Source organism: Streptococcus sp. SCPM-O-B-15294 (M123), from assembly GCF_058200455.1.
In genome coordinates this window covers 1-24,688 of sequence record NZ_JBYQGU010000008.1, presented here as the reverse complement: position 1 = coordinate 24,688, position 24,688 = coordinate 1, and the positions used below count along the sequence as shown (strand labels likewise).

The 24,688-nt window shown below is 43.9% G+C and carries 23 protein-coding genes and 1 other annotated feature; of the genes, 22 read left to right on the top strand and 1 reads right to left on the bottom strand.

The features are described from left to right. The first annotated feature begins 5 nt into the window (after positions 1–5). Entirely contained in the window at positions 6–722 is a 717-nt protein-coding gene (budA, locus tag AC3E8G_RS06415; protein ID WP_490677293.1) for an acetolactate decarboxylase, read from the top strand. A 190-nt stretch (positions 723–912) separates the two neighbouring features. On the opposite strand, the gene AC3E8G_RS06410 is transcribed toward budA, so the two are convergent. Further along, on the bottom strand, positions 913–2,574 hold the full coding sequence (locus AC3E8G_RS06410; RefSeq protein ID WP_490677292.1) for an Rqc2 family fibronectin-binding protein: 1,662 nt from the start codon (positions 2,572–2,574) through the stop codon (positions 913–915). A 179-nt stretch (positions 2,575–2,753) separates the two neighbouring features. Next, positions 2,754–2,988 (top strand) — a binding site (T-box leader). 132 nt (positions 2,989–3,120) lie between these two features. Here AC3E8G_RS06410 and trpX point away from each other — a divergent pair. The 21 genes from trpX to AC3E8G_RS06305 all read left to right on the top strand — a co-directional run. Then, positions 3,121–4,125: a tryptophan ABC transporter substrate-binding protein gene (gene trpX, locus AC3E8G_RS06405; protein ID WP_140814154.1), complete on the top strand. Its 1,005-nt coding sequence runs from the start codon at positions 3,121–3,123 to the stop codon at positions 4,123–4,125. Positions 4,126–4,249: 124 nt separating this feature from the next. After that, the gene (locus AC3E8G_RS06400; RefSeq protein ID WP_140814153.1) at positions 4,250–4,669 is read left to right on the top strand and encodes a chromosome partitioning protein ParB; all 420 of its coding nucleotides are present in this window, start codon (positions 4,250–4,252) and stop codon (positions 4,667–4,669) included. Positions 4,670–4,982: 313 nt separating this feature from the next. Continuing rightward, complete coding sequence (gene pheS, locus AC3E8G_RS06395; RefSeq protein ID WP_154853357.1) at positions 4,983–6,029, top strand: phenylalanine--tRNA ligase subunit alpha; 1,047 nt, start codon at positions 4,983–4,985, stop codon at positions 6,027–6,029. 2 nt (positions 6,030–6,031) lie between these two features. Then, a complete protein-coding gene (locus AC3E8G_RS06390) occupies positions 6,032–6,547 on the top strand; it encodes a GNAT family N-acetyltransferase (RefSeq protein ID WP_490677291.1) in 516 nt (171 codons plus the stop codon). A gap of 172 nt (positions 6,548–6,719) precedes the next feature. After that, the gene (pheT, locus tag AC3E8G_RS06385) at positions 6,720–9,125 is read left to right on the top strand and encodes a phenylalanine--tRNA ligase subunit beta (RefSeq protein ID WP_490677290.1); all 2,406 of its coding nucleotides are present in this window, start codon (positions 6,720–6,722) and stop codon (positions 9,123–9,125) included. A 235-nt stretch (positions 9,126–9,360) separates the two neighbouring features. Further along, entirely contained in the window at positions 9,361–9,669 is a 309-nt protein-coding gene (locus AC3E8G_RS06380; protein WP_048691039.1) for a hypothetical protein, read from the top strand. Positions 9,670–9,682: 13 nt separating this feature from the next. Then, the gene (locus AC3E8G_RS06375) at positions 9,683–9,892 is read left to right on the top strand and encodes a helix-turn-helix transcriptional regulator (protein ID WP_003002675.1); all 210 of its coding nucleotides are present in this window, start codon (positions 9,683–9,685) and stop codon (positions 9,890–9,892) included. 2 nt (positions 9,893–9,894) lie between these two features. After that, on the top strand, positions 9,895–10,668 hold the full coding sequence (locus AC3E8G_RS06370) for a DUF3169 family protein (RefSeq protein ID WP_490677289.1): 774 nt from the start codon (positions 9,895–9,897) through the stop codon (positions 10,666–10,668). A gap of 11 nt (positions 10,669–10,679) precedes the next feature. Then, entirely contained in the window at positions 10,680–11,573 is an 894-nt protein-coding gene (locus tag AC3E8G_RS06365; RefSeq protein ID WP_013903836.1) for an ABC transporter ATP-binding protein, read from the top strand. After that, positions 11,570–12,784, top strand: a complete 1,215-nt coding sequence (locus tag AC3E8G_RS06360) for an ABC transporter permease (protein WP_048691046.1) — start codon at positions 11,570–11,572, stop codon at positions 12,782–12,784. The genes AC3E8G_RS06365 and AC3E8G_RS06360 overlap by 4 nt, the downstream gene beginning before the upstream one ends. Before the next feature lie 103 nt (positions 12,785–12,887). Beyond that, positions 12,888–13,811 (top strand): aldo/keto reductase, encoded by a 924-nt coding sequence (locus tag AC3E8G_RS06355; RefSeq protein ID WP_048714886.1) that lies wholly within the window; start codon positions 12,888–12,890, stop codon positions 13,809–13,811. Between the two features lie 144 nt (positions 13,812–13,955). After that, positions 13,956–14,531, top strand: coding sequence for a TetR/AcrR family transcriptional regulator (locus AC3E8G_RS06350; RefSeq protein WP_003002793.1), 576 nt, complete (start codon positions 13,956–13,958; stop codon positions 14,529–14,531). After that, on the top strand, positions 14,528–15,208 hold the full coding sequence (locus tag AC3E8G_RS06345) for an ABC transporter ATP-binding protein (RefSeq protein WP_048691050.1): 681 nt from the start codon (positions 14,528–14,530) through the stop codon (positions 15,206–15,208). The genes AC3E8G_RS06350 and AC3E8G_RS06345 overlap by 4 nt, the downstream gene beginning before the upstream one ends. Before the next feature lie 3 nt (positions 15,209–15,211). Further along, a complete protein-coding gene (locus tag AC3E8G_RS06340; protein ID WP_287514997.1) occupies positions 15,212–16,357 on the top strand; it encodes an FtsX-like permease family protein in 1,146 nt (381 codons plus the stop codon). Between the two features lie 257 nt (positions 16,358–16,614). Continuing rightward, entirely contained in the window at positions 16,615–18,381 is a 1,767-nt protein-coding gene (locus tag AC3E8G_RS06335) for a glycerophosphodiester phosphodiesterase (protein WP_287515000.1), read from the top strand. Between the two features lie 251 nt (positions 18,382–18,632). Further along, complete coding sequence (locus tag AC3E8G_RS06330) at positions 18,633–20,381, top strand: ABC transporter ATP-binding protein (protein ID WP_414279469.1); 1,749 nt, start codon at positions 18,633–18,635, stop codon at positions 20,379–20,381. After that, positions 20,371–22,239 carry an ABC transporter ATP-binding protein gene (locus AC3E8G_RS06325; protein WP_490677288.1) on the top strand — a complete coding sequence of 623 codons (1,869 nt, stop codon included), beginning with the start codon at positions 20,371–20,373 and terminating at the stop codon, positions 22,237–22,239. Before AC3E8G_RS06330 ends, AC3E8G_RS06325 begins: the two co-directional genes overlap by 11 nt. A 508-nt stretch (positions 22,240–22,747) precedes the next feature. Next, positions 22,748–23,125 (top strand): YbgA family protein, encoded by a 378-nt coding sequence (locus AC3E8G_RS06320; RefSeq protein WP_287515007.1) that lies wholly within the window; start codon positions 22,748–22,750, stop codon positions 23,123–23,125. Continuing rightward, on the top strand, positions 23,126–23,491 hold the full coding sequence (locus AC3E8G_RS06315) for a TIGR02328 family protein (protein ID WP_490677286.1): 366 nt from the start codon (positions 23,126–23,128) through the stop codon (positions 23,489–23,491). It begins immediately after the preceding gene. A gap of 126 nt (positions 23,492–23,617) precedes the next feature. Further along, a complete protein-coding gene (locus AC3E8G_RS06310) occupies positions 23,618–23,956 on the top strand; it encodes a nucleotide pyrophosphohydrolase (protein ID WP_154857768.1) in 339 nt (112 codons plus the stop codon). Further along, a partial coding sequence (locus AC3E8G_RS06305) for a GIY-YIG nuclease family protein (protein ID WP_490677285.1) occupies positions 23,953–24,688 on the top strand: 736 nt, incomplete at its 3' end. The genes AC3E8G_RS06310 and AC3E8G_RS06305, both read left to right, overlap by 4 nt.

Sequence of the window (24,688 nt, the reverse complement as noted above, 5' to 3'; positions counted from 1 at the left end):
AGATAATGGAACCGGTGAAATTGTTTCAATACAATACCTTGGGGGCTTTGATGGCTGGTCTCTATGGAGGATCCTTTACCATTAAAGAATTACTAGAGCATGGAGATCTTGGAATTGGGACCCTGGACTCCATTGATGGCGAACTGATTGTCTTAGATGGCAAGGCCTACCAAGCTAAGGGATCAGGAGAGGAGCCAGAGATTGTGGAAGTGGCCCCGGATGCGACAGTCCCTTATGCGGCCATCGTTCCCCATCAGGCCGAAGTGATTTTTCGTCAGCGCTTTGAAATGACGGATGAGGAATTAGAGGCTCGCATTGAATCTTATTATGATGGCGAAAATTTGTTTCGTTCCATCAAGATTCACGGTGATTTCGCCAAGATGCATGTGCGTATGATTCCCAAATCAACTTCAGACACCAAATTTGCAGATGTGGCGACCCATCAGCCTGAATTTACGCGAGAAAATGTTACAGGAACTATTGTTGGTTTTTGGACACCAGAGATTTTCCATGGGGTCAGTGTAGCAGGCTATCACCTTCACTTTATCTCAGATGACCATACCTTCGGAGGTCATGTCATGGATTTTGTTATCAAAGAAGGGATTGTTGAAGTTGGGGCCATTGATCAATTGGATCAACGTTTCCCTGTCCAGGATCGCCAATATCTCTTTGCTAAGTTTAATGTTGACCAGGTCAAAGAGGATATTCACAAATCAGAATAAAACAAAGAGAGGCTGGGACAAAAGTCCTAGCCTCTCAATTGTCTTTGGATTATCGAGCAAGACGCAGTGGTTGAGTGGGCTCTACTACGCTGATTTCATCAGTTTTTACAGCCCTACTCAACTGTGCGGAGGTGGGACGCCGAAATCGAATTCTAACGAATGACCGATTTCTGTCCCACTCTCCTTTTTATTACTCATTAATACGCATGGATTTAATTTTTTCTTCTTCAGGGGTGACCCGTAGGGTTTTCTGACCAGTATAGGTTACAAAGCCAGGTTTTCCTCCGGTCGGTTTGTTGAGTTTCTTGATTTCAATCATGTCGACTTGGACCAGATTGGAGAGGCGTCCCTTAGAGAAATAAGCCGCTAGCTCAGCTGCATCTGTCTTGACCTCATCTGAAGGATTGAGGTTTCCAGTAATGACTACATGACTACCCGGAATATCCTTGGCGTGGAACCAGAGTTCATCTTTCTTAGCCATCTTGAAGGTCAATTCTTCGTTTTGAAGATTGTTCCGGCCGACCAGGATAATGGTTTTGCCGTCTGATGCTAAATATTTCTCTGGTTTTTTCCGTTTGTGGATCTTTTCTCGGTTGCGTCGTTTGATAAAGCCTGTTTGGATCAGCTCTTCTCTGATCTCAGCGACTTCAGAAAGGCTCGCTTGGGCCAGAGCGGTTTCGACTGTTTCCAGGTAGGAGATGGTTTCCTTGGTTTCCTGGATGAGGGAGGTCAAATGTTTAACAGCTTCTTTTAGCTTCTGGTAACGTTTGAAGTAGCGTTGCGCATTTTGACTGGGGGTCAAGGCCTTATCCAAGGCAATGGTTATAGGTTGATTGGTATAGTAATTGTCCAAGGTGACCTGATCTTGATCATTTGGGACTTGATGGAGGAAGGTAGTGAGAAGCTCCCCTTTTTGCCGGAAGTCTTCGGCATTTTCTGTCGCTGCCAGTTCGGCTTCCTGTTTGGCCAACTTTTTCCGGTTTTTTTCTAGTTCATTGTCTACCTTGCGAATGAGTTCTCCAGCTTGTTGTTGGACCCGGTCGCGCTCGGCCTTGTCTAAGTAATAGTGGTCGAGGAGATCCGATAAGGTCTCAAAGGTTTCCTCCTGGCTATCAGCAAAAGCGAGAGCAGCAAAGGATTTTTTCGTTAGACGAGGATCTGTTGGAGCTTCAAAGAATGCTCGGAAGGTTTTTAGTTTTTCTCCAGTTTCTAATCGACTGGCCAATTCTTGAGCAGTATCTCGACCAAGACCCTGGAAATGAGTTTGAAGGTTTTTAGGTGTCAACTCTTCCCGATGGAGAAAGGCGAATAATGCTTCGTCCTTGATTGTAAAAGGGTTGACCGCATCGGTTTTTGGAGGAGCTAGATAGGTCGAGCCTGGCAAAATGGTCCGGTAGCTATTTTGAGAGAAGCCAACATGTTTGATTGCTTCGATAATTTTTCCTGTCGCCTTGTCCAGAAGAATGATATTGCTGTGCTTGCCCATGATTTCAATAATCAAAGTCACAGAGATATCATCTCCAATTTCATTTTTATTAGAGACGGCGATTTCTAAAATGCGGTCATTCTCCACTTGCTGGATCTGCTCAATGACTGCTCCTTGGAGATACTTGCGCATGACCATGATAAAGGTATTGGGGAAGGCAGGATTCTCGAAGTTGGTCTGGGTCCGTTGGATCCGTCCAAAAACAGAGTGAGAAGAAAGCAAGAGTTTTTGATTCTTGCGGTTGCTACGAATTTGTAAAACTAACTCTTGTTCAAAGGGTTGGTTAATTTTTTGGATGCGACCATTTAAGAGTTCGCTTTGTAATTCATCCACCATATGGTGTAAAAAAAATCCATCAAAAGACATGGGTTTCCTCAACATTCTAGACTAGTTCTAGTAAATTATATCAAAAAAGTGCCTGAAAACCTAGGAAGAAGAAGGACAAACATTTTGCAAAAACAACCTCACTAGGAAAAGAATTTCAGGAAATGCCGAACGTTTTCAAAAAAACATAAAAAAGTATTGACAAGGCTTACAGAAACATTTACAATGGATTCAATTAGAAAAGTAGTAAATGAAAATTTAGTAGAGAGCTCACGGTTGGTGAAAGTGGGTAGTGGACATTTATGAAATTGGACTAATGATGAGATGAATTTGAAACAATAAAAATTCGGTCGGCACACCTTATCGTGCAACTTGTTGCTAGACAAGACAGAGATGTGGGAGGAGTTTATCCATTTTCCCATAAGTGAGGTGGCACCGCGATGACACGTCCTCACATAGCTATAGCTATGTGTGGGCGTGTTTTTTGTTTCAAAAAGAAGGGAGAAAAGAAGATGAAGAAACGATGGCGACTCAGTCTTTAACAAAGATGCGAAAAAACGAAAAAAATAAATAATTGAGGTGAAAAATATGAAAAACAAACGTGTATTGGGAATGATCGGTGCTTTGCTAGCTATTATTTTAGTAGCAGTAGTCTATCCAATGTTAAACAATAAAAATGATGCCAATAAAGCAGATGGAACTAAAAAGGTAAAAGTCGGTGTCTTACAGTTGGTCAGCCACCCATCGCTAGACGAAATCTACAAGGGGATTCAAGATGGCTTGGCTGAAGAAGGCTATGACAAGGACAAGATTGAGATCGAATTCCTCAATGCAGAAGGGGACCAAAACAAGGTTGCTACCATGAGTAAACAATTGGTTCAAAACAACAACGATGTCTTGATCGGAATCGCAACCCCATCCGCGCAAGGTTTAGCTAGTGCAACCAAGGACAAACCAATCATCATGGGTGCTATCACAGACCCAGTCGGCGCTAACTTGGTCAAAGATTTGAAAAAACCAGGTGGCAATATCACAGGAGTATCTGACCACAACCCAACGGAACAACAGTTGAAGTTGATCAAAGAGTTGACTCCAAACGTGAAAACAATCGGTGTCCTTTACTCAACCAGTGAAGATAATTCTAAAACGCAAGTAGAAGAATTTACAAAATTGGCTGAAAAAGCAGGCTACAAAGTAGTTCCTTATTCAGTCCCTTCTACAAATGAAATTGCTTCAACGGTTTCTGTCATGACTGGTAAAGTAGATGCCATCTGGGTTCCAATCGACAACACCATCGCTTCAGCCTTCTCAACGGTAGTCGAAGCAAACAAAACAGCTAAAAAACCAATCTTCCCAAGTGCGACAGCCATGGTCGAAGCTGGTGGTTTAGGTTCAGTCGTTGTCGACCAACACGATCTTGGAGTGGCAACTGGTAAAATGGCTGCGAAAATCTTGAAAGGTCAAAAACCAGCGGATACACCAGTCGAAATCTTTACAGATGGTAAATCTGTCATCAACAAAAAAGTGGCAGAAGAATTAGGCATTACCATTCCAGAATCTGTCTTGAAAGAAGCTGGACAAGTCATCGAATAAAAACAAATTGAATAACAAGAACGGCAGAGGAATTTGGCTTTGGCAGGTCTTTAAATCCTGACCTTTAAAAATGTTCACCAGTGCCCAGGACCAGCTTATTTTACTCTTGGTAGAGGAGAAAGAATTGAAAATCAAAATAACAGATCTTCATCCGACCCAACTATATTTATCAGAAAAGAAGTTACATGATATCCAGATGCTTGATCAATCGGCGGAAATCATCAATGTTGATCCAATTAGTATTCTTGCGTTTGGAAATTGCTTCTTGATTACAGACGGGCATCACAGGGCTTATCAGGCTTTATTGGCAGGTCGGGATACGATTTCTGCTGAGTTTGATAAAGATGGTGGTGATGAAATTTATCATCTCTATGCGCAAGCTTGTGAGGAAAGAAAGATATCCTCTGTTATGGATTTAAAACATCATATCTTACCTCAAGATGAGTATGAAGCAAAATGGTATAACTGGTGTGATGGTTTTAACCAAGCAGCAACTCTTCTATTGAAAAGGAAAGCAGATGAAACAGACAAGGCAAATAGATAATGCCCTGCGTCTTGTTCCTTTGTCTATTGAAATTAGTCTCATCTAACTTGTTTTTTACCTAAAAATCTGATAAACTAGAAAGTAATTGAATAGAAATCTGCAAGACTAGTACCTCAAGGGAAGTGCAACAGGGAGAAGAGCCGTGACTGAAAGCTCTTTGCATGAAAGCTGAGTGAATTCACTTGCGCAAGGATTTAGAAATTAAGGTCTGAGTTTCAGATAAAAGACGGATGGTACCGCGTGTCAACGCTCCGAATATGGGTGTGGCGCGTGGTTTTTTCTATGTCTGAGTGAGGACCATGATGGAGGAAATATGTCAACGATTGAAGAACAACTAAAAGCGCTTCGAGAAGAAACGCTGGCAGCCTTGAAGCAGATCTCTGCTGAAAATGAAAAAGAGATGCAAGAGCTACGCGTCTCTGTCCTTGGGAAGAAAGGCTCTCTAACCGAGATCCTCAAAGGGATGAAAGATGTCTCTGCTAAGATGCGTCCGGTCATCGGGAAACACGTTAATGAAGCCCGTGATGTTTTGACGGTTGCCTTTGAAGAAACAGCTAAGCTCTTGGAAGAAAAGAAAGTCCAAGCCAAATTAGCTAGTGAGAGTATCGATGTGACCCTTCCGGGACGTCCAGTCGCAGTTGGTCATCGCCATGTCTTGACCCAAACCAGTGAAGAAATCGAAGATATCTTTATCGGGATGGGCTACCAAGTTGTAGATGGCTTTGAAGTCGAAAAAGACTACTACAACTTTGAACGCATGAACTTGCCAAAGGATCACCCAGCTCGTGATATGCAGGATACCTTCTATATCACAGAAGAAATCTTGCTTCGGACCCACACATCACCAGTTCAGGCGCGTGCAATGGATGCGCATGACTTTAGCAAGGGACCTTTGAAGATGATCTCTCCAGGCCGTGTTTTCCGTCGGGATACAGATGATGCGACCCACAGCCACCAGTTCCATCAGATCGAAGGCTTGGTTGTTGGGAAGAACATTTCTATGGCGGACCTTCAAGGAACGCTTCAGTTGATCGTGCAAAAGATGTTTGGTGCAGAACGTCAAATCCGTCTGCGTCCTTCTTACTTCCCATTCACCGAGCCATCCGTTGAGGTCGATGTATCTTGCTTCAAATGTGGTGGAGCGGGATGTAATGTATGTAAGAAGACAGGTTGGATCGAAATCATGGGGGCCGGTATGGTTCACCCACGCGTGCTCGAGATGAGTGGCATTGATTCGACAGTCTATTCAGGATTCGCCTTTGGACTTGGTCAGGAGCGTGTAGCCATGCTTCGTTATGGAATCAATGATATCCGTGGCTTTTATCAAGGAGATGTTCGCTTCTCAGAACAGTTTAAATAATCATGTTAGTTAGAGTAAAAATCGATCAATTACAGACCTTACGTGACCTAGAGGTGGAAACCTATCGGGAGACCTTTGGTCCCTATATTGTTGAGGAAGACTTGGAAGAGTACTTCTCTACCGTGCTCTCTTTGAAGCAAATCGAGAAGGATCTGCTAGATCCAGAATCTGAAATCTATTTTGTCCTCAATGAAGAACAAGAAATCTGTGGTTTTCTCAAGATCAATTGGGGGCAAGCACAGACGGAGCCAGTAGAGATGGACAAGTCCTTTGAGATCCAACGGATCTATGTCAAAAAGGAATTTCATGGGGCTGGTTTTGGCAAGGAAATGTTTATCTTTGCGCTGGATCAAGCCAAGAGCCGGGGCTTTGAGTGGGCCTGGCTAGGTGTCTGGGAACGCAACTTTAAGGCGCAAGATTTTTACTATCGCTTTGGTTTTGAACGATTTAGTGAACACCAGTATGTTACCGGAGATACCGTGGATACAGACTGGTTGTTGAGAAAGAAATTGATCTAGAATGGACAAGAAGTCTCAGAATTGGAAGCTTCCATTCTAGAGAAGGGGAGGTTATTAGACCTTCCTAAGCTAGCCTCGAGCTGGAAAACACAAAATGAAAGGATCAAAACGAGGGTGGATGGAGATCTAGGAAAGATATCTAGATTTCTGCTTAGCCCTTGGTATCTTACATATGTTAGTTAGTTATAAATGGTTAAAAGAATTGGTGGACATTGATGTGCCATCACAAGAGTTGGCTGAAAAAATGTCAACCACAGGGATTGAAGTAGAAGGTGTCGAATCACCAGCTGCTGGCCTCTCAAAAATTGTCGTCGGAGAAGTCTTGTCTTGCGAAGATGTGCCAGAAACTCATCTTCATGTTTGCCAAGTCAATGTGGGCGAAGAAGAAGCTCGTCAAATCGTCTGTGGAGCACCAAATGTGCGTGCAGGAATCAAGGTTATGGTGGCTCTTCCAGGTGCTCGCATCGCGGATAACTACAAGATTAAAAAAGGGAAAATCCGTGGCTTAGAGTCACTAGGGATGATCTGTTCACTTGGTGAATTGGGCATTTCTGATTCCGTTGTACCTAAGGAATTTGCAGATGGCATCCAAATCTTGCCGGATGATGCAGTACCAGGTGAGGAAGTATTCTCTTACCTAGACTTGGATGATGAAATCATCGAACTTTCCATCACGCCTAACCGTGCAGACGCTCTTTCTATGCGTGGGGTAGCGCACGAAGTAGCAGCGATTTATGACAAGGCAGTCAATTTCAAAGACTTTGCTTTGACTGAAACAGACCAAGCTGCAGCAGACGCTCTTTCTGTCAGCATTGACACAGACAAGGCGCCATACTATGCTGCTCGTATCTTGGACAATGTGACCATCGCACCAAGTCCACAATGGTTGCAAAACCTCCTCATGAATGAAGGTATTCGTCCGATCAACAATGTCGTTGACGTGACCAACTATATCCTACTCTACTTTGGTCAGCCTATGCATGCCTTTGACTTGGATACCTTTGAAGGAAACGAGATCCGTGTCCGTGAAGCGCGTGCGGGTGAAAAATTGGTGACCTTGGACGGGGAAGAGCGTGAGTTGGAGACGAATGACCTAGTCATTACTGTGGCTGACAAGCCAGTAGCCCTTGCCGGTGTTATGGGTGGTCAGGCTACAGAAATTTCTGAAAAGTCTAGTCGTGTCGTCCTTGAAGCCGCTGTCTTCAATGGCAAATCTATCCGCAAGACCAGCGGTCGTCTCAACCTTCGTTCTGAATCATCTTCTCGTTTTGAAAAAGGCATCAACGTGGCAACTGTCAATGAAGCCCTTGATGCGGCAGCAAGCATGATAGCAGAGCTTGCAGGTGCAACCGTGCGTAAGGGCATCGTTTCAGCAGGTGAATTGGATACTTCAGATGTAGAAGTATCTTCCACTTTTGCTGACGTCAACCGTGTCCTTGGTACAGAGCTTTCCTACGCAGATATTGAAGATGTCTTCCGTCGCCTTGGTTTTGGCCTTTCTGGAAATGCTGATTCCTTTACTGTGAGTGTTCCACGTCGCCGTTGGGACATCACTATTGAAGCTGATCTTTTTGAAGAAATCGCACGTATCTATGGTTATGACCGCTTGCCAACCAGTCTTCCAAAAGACGATGGGACAGCAGGTGAGTTGACTGCGACTCAAAAATTGCGTCGTCAGGTTCGGACGATTGCTGAAGGGGCAGGCTTGACTGAAATCATTACCTACGCTCTGACAACTCCTGAAAAAGCCGTTGAATTTACGACTGCACCAAGCAACCTAACAGAACTTATGTGGCCAATGACTGTGGACCGTTCAGTTCTCCGTCAAAATATGGTTTCTGGTATCCTTGATACAGTTGCCTACAACGTAGCGCGTAAGAACAAAGACTTGGCTCTTTATGAGATTGGAAAAGTCTTCGAGCAAACAGGTAATCCAAAAGAAGACTTGCCAAATGAAATCAACAGCTTTGCCTTTGCTTTGACTGGCTTAGTTGCTGAAAAAGACTTCCAGACTCCAGCTGTTCCAGTTGATTTCTTCTATGCTAAGGGAATCTTGGAAGCCCTCTTTGCTCGCTTGGGTCTTGAAGTGACTTATACAGCAACCTCTGAAATCGCTAGCCTCCATCCAGGACGTACAGCCTTGATTTCACTCGGGGATCAAGTTCTTGGTTTCCTCGGTCAAGTACACCCTGTGACGGCTAAGGCTTATGATATTCCAGAAACTTATGTAGCCGAGCTTAACCTTTCAGCTATCGAAGCAGCCCTTCAACCAGCTGCTCCATTTGTGGAAATTACGAAGTTCCCAGCAGTCAGCCGTGATATCGCCCTTCTCCTCAAAGAAGAAGTGACTCACCAAGAAGTGGTCGATGCCATCCAAGCTGCAGGCGTGAAACGTTTGACAGACATCAAACTCTTTGACGTTTTCTCAGGTGAAAAACTGGGTATCGGAATGAAATCTATGGCATACAGCTTGACCTTCCAAAATCCAGAAGATAGCTTGACCGACGAAGAAGTCGCTCGCTATATGGAAAAAATCCAAGCATCACTCGAAGAAAAAGTAGACGCAGAAGTGCGATAAATCGTAAAAACATGAAACAGTTGAGAAATTCTCAACTGTTTTTTTTCTTACAGGATTTGCAAGTTATAGGCCTTGAAACCCTATAAAAATAAAGAAATTCCTTTAAGTACTCAAAATATCTATGTCAACCATCCTTCTATTTTTGACAAATATTTTTATTTTTTTGACAAATACACTTGTCAAAAAGAAAAAGAAGTGTTACAATGATTTTAGTTGAAAGAAGGGGAGGTTTCTTATGGGAGCCATATGGATTCTTTTTATCCCTTTTCTGATTATGGTTTATGCGAGCTCAGAAAAGAAGAATAAAAGGTTGAACAAACGCATTAGACGATTAGAAAAACAAGTGAAAGGAAATCAAGACATGTCTAGAATTTTAGAAGAATTGAAAGGCCAAACGGCCACTGTTTTAGTGAGTGGTGTTGGATTCGAGTATGAAATTTTGGATATCGACGAAGATTGGGTCAAACTGACTCGTGTGAATCATAAACAACAGAGGGAAACCAAATTAGTCCGCATCGAAGATATTCAAGGTATTCAACTATAAGGGGGCGAAAGCCATGATCTTAAAAAATCGACTGAAAGAGCTGAGGGCGCGTGATGGCCTCAACCAATCCGAGCTAGCCAAGCTAGCAGGAGTCTCGCGCCAGTCCATCAGTCTCTTGGAGCGGGGGGAATACACCCCCTCGGTTATTATTGCCATCACCATCGCCCAGATTTTCAAGGAACCGGTGGAGAATGTCTTTAGTCTAGTAGAGGGAGAGGAATAAAAGTGAAAAAGAAGTTAAAAGAAAGGTCAGCCCGTTTTCGTTTTTGGAGAAACATGGCCATGGTCCTATCAGGATTAATCATTGGTTTTTTGACAGGTTATTTTGGTTCAGACCATCCTATTGAATTCCAAAAGCTATTTGATCGAGATATGCTCTATATTGGGTCAATCATTTTATATCTGGTGATCTTCGGAATTGCGTCTACTTATCTATTGTCGTCTCGCCAGTCTTATCAAATGATGGAGGAGACAGAAGATGAAGACGAAGCCTACCGTTATGAAAGCCAAACGAGAAGAATCTATGACTTGGCTACGATGTTCAAAGGCGTCATGATTGTTCCCTATCTATTAGTGATTTTCTTCTCTTGCCAAAAACTAGTCTATGAAGAAAAACTAACAGGTGCTTTTGGGAAATACACCATCCCGCTTATTTTTCTTGCTTTGTTCCTTCTTACTTTTGGGCTAGAACATCAGTTTCGAAAAACCTTCAAACAGATTTATGGAAAAGCAATCCCACGCAATGCTAGTGGGGCAGAAGTCCGTGAACTAATAATGAGCATGATAGATGAGGCAGAGAAACAAATTTGCTACGAGGAGAATTACGATATTGTCTTCAAGTTAAGCAATTATGTCTTACCGATTTCCTTAATGGCGATATTCTTAGTTGGCATTGCTTTCCAGGCAGATATCTTGTTAGCATTAGTAGTTGTATCACTAATTTATGTCTATATCTTGGTCTCTCAATACAAGATTACCAAACGTTATTATAAAGAGTAAAGGAGTCATTCATGTTAGAAATTAGAAATTTAGAAAAGAGTTTTGGCAAGAAGCAAGTCTTGTTCGGCATTGACTTGACTGCGAAAAAAGGATCCATCTTAGGTTTGATCGGGAAGAACGGAGCTGGGAAGACCACTATCTTTCATAGTATCCTCCGCTTCCTTGACTACAGCGGTGATATCCAATTGGATGGCCAAGCAATCAGTCAAGAAACCTATAAGGAAATTGGCTACCTGCCAGAAGAGCGAAGCCTTATGCCTAAGTTAACCATCTATGAGCAAGTCCGTTACCTTGCTAATCTCAAAGGAATGTCAACTGCTGAGGTCAAGGAGAAACTTCCAATCTGGATGGAAAAGCTCCAAGTAAAAGGAAAATTAACCGATAAGATCAAGAGCCTCTCAAAAGGGAATCAGCAAAAGGTTCAATTGATCATTACCATGATCCATGAGCCAAAATTGATCATCCTGGATGAGCCTTTTAGCGGACTGGATCCTGTCAATACAGAAGTGCTTAAGCAGGTCATTTTTGAAGAAAAAGAACGCGGTGCCACCATTATCTTCTCTGACCACGTCATGACCAATGTGGAAGAACTCTGTGATGAGTTGGTTATGATTCGTGATGGATCTGTGATTCTTTCAGGTCCCGTACAAGAAGTTCGCAATAGCTTCGGGAAGACTCGTCTCTTCGTATCCAATGACTTCAGTAAAGAGGAGTTGGAAGTGCTGCCTCACGTGACCAAGGTGACCATGACCAAGCAAGGCCTGTGGAAGTTGGTATTGGATGATGAAACAGCAGGTCCGGACCTCTTTGATCAGTTGACCAAGGGTCGCTATCTAGCAACCTTTGACCAACAAGCCCCAACCATTGATGAAATCTTTAAACTAGAATCAGGAGTAGAAGTATGAAACAGATGCTGATTGTTATCAAAGAAACTTATTTACGCCAAGTGAAATCATGGAGCTTTTTACTGATGGTGCTTACTCCCTTTCTCTTCTTCGGATTGACGATTGGAGTGAACTATTTCGTCGGATCTTCTACATCTGCGAAAAGCAACATCGCCTTGATTACAGATCAAGCTCCTGTCAAGGAAGTCTTGAAAGGGACCGATGGCTTGACCTTTGACTATAAGGACGAAGCAGCAGCTAAAAAGGCCATGAAAGAGGAAGAAATCAAGGGAATCCTCACAGTTGAAGAAAAGGATGGCCAGCTAGAGGCTCGCTACCAGAGTGAGGATGCCATGAAGCCAGGTTTCAAAGCAATCCTTATGGCTAAATTGAGTCAGGTCCAACAAATGCTCAATGTTTCTAAAGCGGATTTAAGCCAAGAGCAGTTAGCAGCCCTTTCGCAACAGGTCTCATTGATTGAAAAAATTGATGAGAAGAAAGAAGGGCTGAAAATGGTGCAGACCGTGGTAGCTGGAGGAATCGGTTTTCTTATCTACATGATTCTGATGTTTTATTCAGGTATCACTGCTCAAGAGGTAGCCAGTGAAAAAGGGACCAAGATTATGGAAGTGGTCTTCTCAAGCATTCGCGCAACTCACTATTTCTATGCTCGCATGATTGGTCTTTTCGGAGTCATTTGTACTCATATTGGTATCTATGCAGTCGGATTGGGAGGCGTTTGGATTTTTAGAGACTCCATTCCTCTTGTGAAAGATATCTTATCTCCAGACTCTCCTATCACCCAACATATTGGACAATCCATTTCCTTGAATACCTTATTCTTGATCATTCTTGGAATCTTCATGTACGTGGTTCTTTCAGCTTTCCTAGGTTCAACAGTTGCTCGTCCAGAAGATACAGGAAAAGCGATTTCGCCACTGATGATGTTAGTGTTCTTTAGCTTCTTTGGAGTAACTACCTTAGGTAGCGCAGGTGATGTCCTTCTGTTGAAGATTGGATCATACATTCCATTCATTTCAACCTTCTTCATGCCATTCCGTACCATCAATGGCTATGCAAGTGGACTTGAATCATGGGGATCATTCGGAATTGCCTTGGCCTTCACGCTCCTCGGCACCATGATCATTGGAAAAATCTATTCAAGCCTTATCTTACAAACAGATGACCTAGGTTTAGTCAAGACTGTTAAAAAAGCCTTGAGCTATCGTTAAAAGAGACACCTTCAGTGGATACTGGAGGTGTTTTACTTTGTGAAATCATTGCTGTTTGATCTTCTTTACATTATAATGAAAGAAGAATGAAAAGGAGGCGGACATGAACTATATTGAGTTTGCTGAAAATGAGCGTCTGTCCACGATTGTCCTTGGGATGATGAGGATCAGTCAGATGAGTGAAGATGAGGTGGAGGCCTTGGTGGAGGCAGCTTTGTCGATTGGGATCAACACCTTTGATCTGGCGGATATCTATGGCGATGGCCAGTGTGAGATCCTGCTGGGTAAGGTTCTCAAGCGTCGTCCGGATCTTCGGGACCAGATGTGGATCCAGTCCAAGTGTGGGATTCGCAAAGACGGCTTTACCTATTTTGATTTTTCCAAGGACTATATTTTGGACTCCATCAATGGCATTCTCGAGCGTTTGCAGATCGAGCGCTTAGATAGTCTCCTCCTTCACCGACCGGATGCCCTCATGGAGCCGGAAGAAGTGGCGGCAGCTTTTGATCACTTGGAGCAAGCGGGCAAGGTCCGCCATTTTGGGGTGTCCAATCAAAACCCTATGATGATGGAATTGCTCAAAACGGCTGTCCAACAGCCTCTCAAGATCAACCAGTTGCAGTTGAGTGCTGCCTTTACACCGAGCTTTGAAGCTGGTTTTCATGTCAACATGGAAGGGCCTAAAGCAGCCGTGCGAGATGGCAGTGTCTTTGAGTATTGCCGCTTAACCGATACGGTGATTCAGGCCTGGTCTGTTCTCCAGCATGGCTATTTCAAGGGGAATTTTGTCGGTAAAGAAGAGTTTGCGGCTCTCAATCACGTCCTCAATGATTTGGCGAAAAAATACCAGGTCACACCGACAGCTATCGCCCTTGCCTGGGTCCTCCGCTATCCGGGTAAGATGCAGTCCGTCATCGGAACGACCAAGCCCCAGCATGTCCTTGAAGCAGGAAAAGCAGCAACAGTCACCCTAACTCGCAAGGAATGGTATCAAATCTACTTGGCGGCGGGAAATGATTTGCCTTAGAATCTTGTTAGTAAACCAGATTCCACTCTTATCGGTGGTCTGGTTTTTTTGTGGTTTTCAGTTTTTTCTTGACAAGTCTTTCTTTTTTATGGTAATCTTTATGCAACAAGTGTTGCGCAACGAATGTTGCGCGAAAGGAGTCTTATGCCACCCAAGGTTAAATTTAGTAAAGAGGCTATCATTGGGACAGCTTTACAATTGGTGAGAGAAGAGGGAATGGCTAGTTTAACTGCTCGAGCATTAGCGGAGAAACTGGGAGCCACACCGAGAGTCATTTTTGGGCAATTTGCTAATATGGCTGAGTTACAAGCAGAGGTTATTGGTGCTGCGGAGATGGTCGTGGTGGAGTATATTCGCAAGGCCTTAGAAGATGAGAAACCTTTCCGATCTGTCGGGGTTGCTTATATCCTTTTCGCCTCAAAAGAACCCCAACTCTTTCAATTGCTTTTCCAAAATCCTAGCAAAGATCCGATTCGTCGCTTTCAAGATTTTCTTCCCATGAAGGATCATAGTTACCAATTGGTTCTGGATTCGATTGTCGCAGACTATCCTTTGACTGTAGAGGAGGCTAGTCGCTTGTACCAGCATCTATTTATCTACTCACACGGGATGGCCTCTATGGTTGCTTCTGGTATTTACCAGTTCGGCATGGAAGAAGTGATTGGATTACTGACAGAGGTTTGTCAATCTCTCATCAAAGAAATGGTAGGAAAGAAATGATTCAACTAGAAAATGTGCACAAAAGTTACGGCCAAACCAAGGTTTTAAAGGAGATTGATTTGCAGATTCAAGACCAGGATGATGTGGTTATCCTCGGCCCTTCTGGATCGGGGAAATCAACTCTCTTAAATGTGTTATCAGGCTTAGAAAAGGTAGACGAAGGGCATATCCTCATTCAAGGACAAGATTTATCACAACTCACAGATGCTCAATTGACAGCCTTTAGACGGGAGAAGATTGCCTTTATTTTCCAGCAGTATTATCTATTGCCGAATCTAACGGTTAGACAAAATGTAAAGATGGGAGCTGACCTGGCAAACAATCATGATTTTTTGCAGATCATCGAGGATTTGGGGCTTGGCGATAAGCTGGACAAGTATCCGAGTGAATTGTCTGGTGGGGAACAGCAGAGAGTCTCCATTGCTCGGGCCTTGGCCAAAAGGCCAGAGATTCTCTTCTTAGATGAGCCGACGGGAGCCCTGGATGAAGAAACAGGGCGCAAGATTCTCGACTATATCTGGAAACTGAAGGAAAAACTGGGCTTTACCCTCATCATGGTGACGCACAACCAAAATATTGCGGATATGGCAAGAACCATCATTCGTGTCAATAGTGGCAAGATTACCGAAGTTGTGACCAATGATCAGCCTCAGACTGCTTATGAGATTGGATGGTAAGCCATGTTTTCAGTAAAAGATATTCGAAAATTAGTTGTCGTCAGTATCATTGGGGCTTGTGCGGTCTTTGTGGCTAATCTCTTCTTGAATTTTTACCTGGATATCGAACAGTTAGAGATTTCGAAAACCAATCCCATGATGCAGACCTACTATGATGCCCAGGTTTCGCTTTCCTGGATGGTAGCCATGGTCAGTGGGGTCGTCTTGTCTTTGACGTCGGTCCTTCTCATGTGTTTTTATATCAAACAATTTGTCGATGACCACAAGGAACAATTAGGGATTTTAAAGGCTTTGGGCTATAGCAATGGTCAGTTGGCTAAACGATTTTGGGCCTTTGGACTTAGTTTTGGAGCTGGAGCGCTTATTGGCTATTTCGCTTCATTTCTCATGATGGGACATTTTTATGACTTCCGCAATGAGAAGGGGATTTTGCCAGAAATCACCATTCATTTTCACTGGCAGCTCTTGCTTGCTTTGGTGATTCTTCCAACAGCATTTTTTATGCTTCTCGCGATTGGTTATGCTAGAAGACAACTCCAAACGCCGGCACTTCGCTTATTGAAAAAATCCCCAAGTCCTATCAAGGTCAAAAGGAGAAAGAAGGCTCCCAAGAAAGACAAAGACTTCCTAAAAGAGCTGTCCTCATCTCTGATTTGGGGGAGAAAATCGATCTTGTTTTTTGTGGTCTTTGGCTCCATGTGTTTTGCGGCCATGGTTCAATTGTCCTTTGGCTTAAGAGATTATACAGATGACATCATCCAAACCATGATGATTATGATTGGCTTGATCCTTTCTTTCTCGATTCTCTTTTTGTCATTGGGGATTGTGGTCTCAGAAAGCCGCGAAACCTTGGCTCTTATGAAGGCTTTTGGCTACACCAATCGTGAATGCCAAAGTCATATTCTCGCTCCCTATCGTTTTTGGGCTTATTTAGGATTTGTTCTTGGGACAGCTTATCAATATGGCATCATGGAAATCTTGATCGGTGTGATCAAAGATACGGTTCCTGAAAAGATTGAGCATCACTTTGATGGGAATGTGTGCTTTTGGACCTTGCTCGGTTTTGCAGTAGTTTACGAAAGCCTCTTTTATCTATCCAACAGAAAACTCCAAAAACAAACGATTAAAGAAGTGCTCTTAGCTGAATAAATAGAAAAGAGAGTGGGACAGAAATCGGTAATTCGTTAGAATTCGATTTCGTCGTCCCACCTAGCACAGTTGAGTAGGGCTGTAAAAGCTGATGAAATCAGCGTAGTAGAGCCCACTCAACCACTGCGTCTTGCTCGACAATCAAAAAATAATTGAGAGGCTAGGACTTTTGTCCCAGCCTTTTTCTTGTAGAATCATTGACAGGGAGAGGCTTTTCCGCTATTCTAGGGGAATAAAAGAAATGAAAGAGAGACATCATGAAACGGAGCTACTGGCAGGACCTGAAGGGGGCCTTTTACTTAATCTGGCGCAACAAATGGTCCTTTATCTCTGTGGGGATCCTCTTGCAGTTTGTGGTTGGTATTGGGGCTGCGGCCTTGAGTTGGGTCTTTCAACTGGCCCTCCTCTTATCGGGTGCGTCCAACATTGACAAGAACAATATCCTCACGACCTTGACCAATCCATTGAGTCTAGTGGCTTTGATCCTCTTTGCCATCGTCTTCGCCTTTCTCTTTATGCTGGAGATGCGGACCATGATCGCCCTGATCTATCTGTCTCGTACGGATCAGCACCTGTCTTTTAAAAAGGTCTTTCGCCAGTCTTTTGGTCGCTTAAAGGATTTTAGCGGTTGGAATCTGTTGCATTTTCTTTTTTATATGGTTCTGACTCTGCCTGTAGCGGGGCTCTTCATTGGTTCCACTCTGACGGACGGTCTCTATATTCCGAACTTTATCACAGGGGAGTTTTCCAAGACGACCGCTGGGGCTATCGGTCTCTTCATAGTCCAACTACTTTTGATCTATCTCAATCTGCGTCTCATCTATACGGTACCCAATATCGTGATTGAAGAGTTGCCTTTTGGGGCTGCCATGCGTAAGAGCTGGGAGATGACTAAAAAAGGTGGGATTCGCCTTATCCTGCGAATCTTCTCCTTTGAGTTTATCCTCTCTGTAACGGGCATTCTCTTGATCCTTGGCCTGGTCTTTGCGTCTAGTCAGCTGGACAAAACGGGCCAGCATATCTGGGTGCAGACCATCTTTCTGGTCTTAATTCGCCTCTACATTTTCCTCTTTTCTGTCATGTCAAAACTGGGAACCTTGGGAATCATCCTAGACAATGGCTGGGAGGCTCCGAGTCGCTCGGTCATCAAGACTCGAGGTTCACGCAAGATGAAGGGGCTCTTTGTCCTGACCTTTCTTTTCCTCCTGGCTCAGTCAGGGATGGCAGCATTTGACTTAGCGACCTTAGAGGTCAATGACCAGGTAAAAATCGTAGCCCATCGTGGCTATGTGGCCAAGGGTGTAGAAAATTCCCTCGAAGCACTCGAGGCAGCTGCCAAGGAGAAGGCTTCCTATGTCGAGATGGATATCCTCTTGACCAAGGACCATCAATTCGTCATCATGCATGATTACAATCTCAAACGCTTGGCTGGAGTGGACAAGGATGTCAAAGATATGACCCTGGCTGAGGTGCAGGGATTGAAGATCCAACAGGATGGTCATACCAGTCATATCCCCTCCTTTGAGGAGTTTGTCACCCGGGCCAAGGAGCTGAAGATGCCCCTCTTGGTCGAGCTCAAACCTCATGGTGCAGAACCAGAAAATTACGTGGACCTCTTCGTCCAAAAGATGAAGGAGTTGGGAGTTGAAAAGGACTATCCAACCATGTCCTTGGATCTGTCGGTGATGGAAAAGGTGGAGAAGAAAGCTCCGGAGATTAAGACCGGCTATGTCATTCCGATTCAGTTTGGACAATTTAAAAACACCTCAGTTGATTTCTTTGCGATTGAAGACTTTTCTTATCAGGAGGATTTGGTAACCCAGGCCCATGAGATGAAAAAAGAGCTCTATGTCTGGACCATCAATGATGAGCAAAAGTTAACGGCCTACCTTCAACGGCCCATTGATGGGATCATCACGGATGAATTGACAGAGGCGCAAAGCCTGAAGAAAAACTTGAAGAAGAATAAGACCTACTTTGATCGCTTCCTGAGCTTGGTGTCTCTCAGTACCAGTGAAGAGTAGGAACTTGTCTCCAGAAGAATGTCAGTCTATTTGGTAAGGACTGACTAAAAGTTTGATTTTTATCCATTGTTAAGCTATAATAACTATTACAAATAACGAAAGTCGTCCCTACAGTCACGCTGTCAGGGCGCTTTCTCTTTCTATAGCTTTCGCATGCAGAGATGGCCGATCTCTTCAAATGATTTTTTCTTTGTTGGGAATGGACATCATGCTAACGAAAACTGTACTAACTAGTATTTTAGGAGGTATCTATGCTTCAGTCATTGATTGCTGAAATCAAGGAATACAAGAAACCCTCAATTCTAGCCTCACTCTATATGGTGTTTGAGGTCATGTTTGAGATTTCTATTCCCTTTATCATGGCGACGCTTCTGGACAAAGGGGTTCAGAAGGGGGATATGACCACTGTTCTCACTTATGGTCTCCTCATGTTGGTCTTCGCCTTTCTCTCTCTTTTCTGTGGGATGCAGTCGGCCCGCTACGGAGCTTTTGCATCAGCCGGATTTGCTAAGAATCTACGGAAGGCGATCTTCAAAAAGATCCAAACCTTCTCCTTTGAAAACATCGATAGCTTCTCCTCAGGTGGTCTAGTAACCCGCATGATGACGGACGTGACCAATGTGCAGAACTCCTATCAGATGGTCATCCGGATCTGTGTCCGGGCGCCGCTCAACTTGATTTTTGCTATTGTTGCTAGCTATTTGATCAATCCGCAGATGGCTATGATCTTTGTCGGGATTACTCTCTTTTTGGGGCTGGTCTTGGGGGTGATTACGAAGATTGTCTATCCACTCTTTACCAAGGTCTTTGAAGCCTATGATAACTTGAACAACAGCATCCAGGAAAATATTACCAACATGCGTGTGGTCAAGTCTTATGTCAAGGAAGAAGAAGAGACGGTTAAGTTTAAGAAGGCTTCTCGTTTGATTTACAACATGTTCATGAAGGCCATTCGCATCGTGATCTTGAGTAGTCCAGCTATGATGCTGTCCTTGTATGCATCCTTTATCTTGATCTCTTGGATCGGGGCGCAACTCATCGTGGCTGGCAGCTTTACGACAGGTGAGCTGACCTCTATGTTTGCCTACGTCATGACCATCCTCATGTCTCTCATGATGTTTATGATGATCTTCGTCATGCTCTCGATCTCTATGGCATCTGTGGAGCGGATCAATGAAGTGCTTGGGACAGAGTCAACCATCGTCTCTCCTGAGAATGGTCTGACAGAAGTAGCAGATGGATCTATCACCTTCGACCATGTGGACTTTGCCTACACAGACGAAAATGGCGACAAGGCTCATGTCTTGTCCGATATCAACCTTAGCATTCGCTCGGGTGAAGTCATCGGAATCCTTGGGGGGACTGGTTCTGGTAAGTCTAGTCTGGTCCAGCTCATCCCTCGTCTCTATGATGTAGAGTCTGGTAGTGTCAAGGTATCTGGTCAGGATGTGCGAAACTATGATCTAGACCATTTGCGCAAGCAAGTTGCTATGGTGCTTCAGACCAATGTCCTCTTCTCTGGTACCATCAAGGAAAATATGCGCTGGGGTAATAAGGACGCAACGGATGAAGAAATCGTGGAAGCTTGTAAGATCGCTCAGGCAGATGAATTTATCCAAAACTTTAAGGATGGCTATGATACCATGATCGAACGTGGTGGAGCCAATGTCTCAGGTGGTCAGCGCCAACGTCTCTGTATCGCCCGCGCTCTCTTAATGAATCCAAAGATTTTGATCTTGGATGATTCGACCTCAGCTGTGGATACCAAGACGGATAGCCTGATCCGTCAAGGACTGGCATCTAGTCTCAAGGACACGACCAAGATCATTATTGGCCAACGGATCTCTTCTATCCAAGATGCAGACCGGATCGTGGTCATGAATGATGGGAAGATTGATGCCATCGGTACTCACCAAGAACTGCTCGAGACCAATGCCATCTACCGTGAAGTTTATGATATGCAAACCCAAGGGAAAGGAGGACAAGCAGATGAAGAATAAGAAAAAAGCTGGCTGGGGCTCTCTGGTACGCTTGCTAGACTATATGTGGAAACAGTATAAATTCGTCCTTCTCTTAGTGGCTGTCCTCATTGTGGCAGCCTCCCTCTCTACGGTCTATATTACCTCCTCTATTAGGGCCTTGGTGGACCAATACATCCAACCCATGTTGGATAGTGGAAGCAAGGATTTTGGGCCTCTCCTCAGCTTCTTGATGACGCTGGCAGTAGTCGGTATCTTGGGAGTTCTGGCCAACTATGGTTTCTCCCTCATTATGGCGACAGTCTCTCAGGATACGCTGCGCTCGCTACGGAACCAGCTCTTTGCCCGCATGCAAAAGCTCCCTGTCAAGTACTTCGATACCCACCAACACGGGGATATTATGTCTATCTACACCAATGACATCGATGCTCTTCGCCAAGCGATCGAGCAGTCTATCCCGCAGCTCTTGCAATCTGCTATCACCATTGTCGGGGTAGCAGTCAGCATGATCATGATCAGCCCTCTTCTTTTCCTTCTCGTTCTTTTGATGGTCGGAGTCATGGCCTATGTCATCAAAGATATCTCTGGCAAATCTGGTCGCTATTTCGCCGATCAGCAAAAGAACTTAGGGATTGAAAACGGCTTTATCGAAGAGATGATGTCTGGTCAAAAGGTGGTCAAGGCCTTTGTTCATGAAAAAGAAAGTATTGAAGCCTTTGAGCGGATCAATGACCAGCTCTTTGAATCTTCCTACCAAGCCAACCGCTATGCCAATGTCTTGATGCCTATATTGGGGAACCTGGGAAATGTCTCCTTCGTCTTGACCTCACTGGTCGGAGGGATCTTTGCCTTGAATGGTATCAGTGGCCTCACCATTGGTGGACTCATGGCCTTCCTCCAGCTCAACCGTTCCTTCAACGGACCTATCACCCAAGTATCGCAACAGTTGAATTTTGTCCTCATGGCTCTTGCTGGGGGAGATCGGATCTTTGATCTCTTGGATGAAGAAGTCGAAGTGGATGAAGGGAAAGTCACCTTGGTCAACTATGAAGAGGTCGATGGTCGCATGGTCATCACTGATAAGAAGACCAATCTCTGGGCTTGGAAACACCCTCGGGAAAATGGCGACTACGAACTGGTCAAACTGGTCGGAAATGTCGTCTTTACAAATGTAGACTTCTCCTACAATGAGAAGAACCAAATCCTTTACGATATCAACCTCTACGCAGACAAGGGGCAGAAGGTGGCCTTCGTCGGTGCGACAGGAGCAGGGAAGACTACCATTACCAACTTGATCAATCGTTTCTACGATATCCAATCAGGATCTATCACCTATGATGGGATCGATGTGAAGCTGATTGAGAAGGATTCGCTCCGTCGTTCGCTAGGGATCGTCTTGCAGGATACCCACCTCTTTACTGGAACTATCGCAGAAAATATCGCCTATGGTCGATCAGATGCGACCCGGGAGGAAATCCTGGAAGCAGCCCGCATTGCCAATGTGGATTCCTTCGTCAAACATCTGGACCAAGGCTACGATACTGTCTTGAACGATGATGGAGCTGGTCTCTCTAACGGTCAACGTCAGCTGATCGCTATCGCGCGTGCAGCCTTGGCCAATGCGCCGGTCTTGATCCTTGATGAAGCAACTTCCTCAATCGACTCACGGACAGAGAAGATGGTCCAAGAGGGGATGGATCGCCTGATGGCAGGAAGGACTGTCTTTGTCATCGCCCACCGTCTCTCAACCATCGTCAACTCGGATGTGATCATGGTCATGGACAAAGGACGCATCATCGAGCGAGGTAACCACGCTTCCTTGATGGCAGAACGCGGGACTTATTACCGCCTCTACACCGGTGGTCTTGAAATTGATTAGTACGAAAAGGTCTGAGCGTTGGCTCAGGCTTTTTACTTATGTATAACGTTGTCTTTGAAACTTTCCTTAGGTGAGATCGGACGTCAGCGAACTTCGAAGAAGTACCATGACTAAATCAAGATACAAAGGGCGCCTGCGGATAAAGTCAAAATAGGGAGCAGGACAGAAGCACTGTTGTATGGGATTGCTTCGTTGTCCTGCCCCCACAAGGCTGATTAGGATTCTTTCAAGCTAAAAGGCGAGAGAAGAATTCAATCAGCTACTCTGTCTTGGATATAGTAATAATGTATTTTTCGCTTTTGACACAATCCGCAGCCCGTGTTCAATTCGATTTGAGCTCCTTCGCTCTTTATTTTCTAATCTCAGTCTAGAACAGTTAAAAGCCTCCCTTTGATAGATAAAGCGGAAAGAAAAAACGGGCTGAATAGGTCCGCTTTTTTTATGACTTAACTCATTTCCATGGTATAATGGGAGGACTATTCATAGAGAAGATCAAAAGGAGACACGAGTGGATCAAAAACATCACTGCCAAGTCCTATGGGCGAAAAATAAATACCTGGTGCTGAGTCATTCCAGCAACATTTACAAGGAGATCCGGGAATACCTCAAGCAAGACCAGGTGGAGGTCAGCCACGTCGAAGGCTTGATCCAGCAAGCGCTGGCCTTGCCGGAAAATCGTGGCCAGGTCTCCAATGCCTTCCAGCATATCTGGGGCTATTTCAAAAAGCAGACGACTGCTGAGGAAAAGGCGGATTTCATGCTGCTACTCGAGAAATACCAGCATGGGCAAGCTAGTCAAGAGGATCTCATCAAGGCAATCCAAAGGCTCCTAGAGCGCTACCCGAATCGCTACTTGCAAGACTCGACACTACTAGGAGGTCAATAGATGAGACTGTGGCACCAAGACTTGATTCGCAAACTCCCTCGTCCCCAGCTCCTCGGCCAACATCGGGAATGCTGCGCCCTTCGAGGCAACGGCTGGGGCAAGAAGCACGCGACGGTCAACTATGTCTTTGACTACTCGCCCTATCGCCTCTATGCCTATCACCGCCTCATCATGGAGGAGATGACCGATCGTGGCTACAAGGTCAGCCCAGAGTGGTGGGAGTCGACCTACCGAGGCAAGACCTGCCCAGCCTACCCAGAACTGGGAGAAGAAGCCTTGAGTACACCCATCTATCCCGAGCATCAGGCTACTTACCTCCAAGAATGCCTAGACAATCTAGCAGAAAAAGGGATTCAATTAGATTAAGAAAAAACGGACCAGACCAGGTTCGTTTTTTTGCGCCAATTCCCAACAAAATGCTTTGAAAGCGTTAATTTCTTTCCCAAACATGCTATAATAATAGGAGATTATGTACAGGAAAAGGATAGACGGATGAAAGAATTAATCGATTTAATTAATCAATTTAGAGATGAACGTGACTGGAGAAAGTTTCATAACGAAAAAGATTTAGCTATTTCGATTTCACTAGAAGCAAGTGAATTATTGGAACTATTTCAGTGGAAACAGTCAGAGGAAGTAGTTGAAAAGTCGTTACAAGAAATCAAAGAAGAACTTGCGGATGTTTTTATGTATGCCTTAATGCTTGCCGATAATTTGAATCTGGATGTAGAAGAAATTATAAAAGAGAAAATTGATATAAACTCAAAAAAATACCCTGTAGAATTAAGCAAAGGTAGCAATAAAAAATATACGGACTTGGAGAAAAAATGAGCAACATTCAATCACCCGTAGTTATAGAAATCGACTATTCAAGTCGAACGTTTGACCAATTAAAAGAAACGATTGCCCCAAAACATTCTAAGCTTATTTTTGATTATCCAACTGTATATATCGTAAATGATGAGAATAAAAATAAGTATAGTGTGTATGTTGGAGAAACAACAGATATTATTCGAAGAACAAATCAACACTTATCAGATGATATAAAGAAGAACCGAGAAGATTGGCGACAATTTGAACAATCTAAAACTTCTAAAATGTTTGTCATTGGGCATAACCATTTTAATAAATCATTGACATTGGATATTGAGAATAGATTAATGCTCTATCTTTCAAGTGTTGAACAGGTTGAACGTGTTCAGAATAGAAGAGGGAATCCTCAAAATCAATACTATACTTCTGAGGAATTGGACGAGATTTTTTCAAAGATTTGGAGAACCCTAAATAGAAAAAACCACTATTTATTCCCAGCTGAAAGCTTTATTCGAAATTCAGCGATATTTAAATCCTCTCCATTTCACAAGTTAACGGATGAACAAGTAAAGGCCAAAAATGAAATATTGCTCAAAATTACATCCGTCATCAGTAAAAATGAAACAGGAGTTCTAATTTTAGTAAAGGGTGATGCTGGTGCAGGGAAAACGGTATTGATGAGTTCTCTCATCGATGATTTGTTGAATTCTGAAGATATTCAGATGATCCGTGAAAACAATGATATCAATT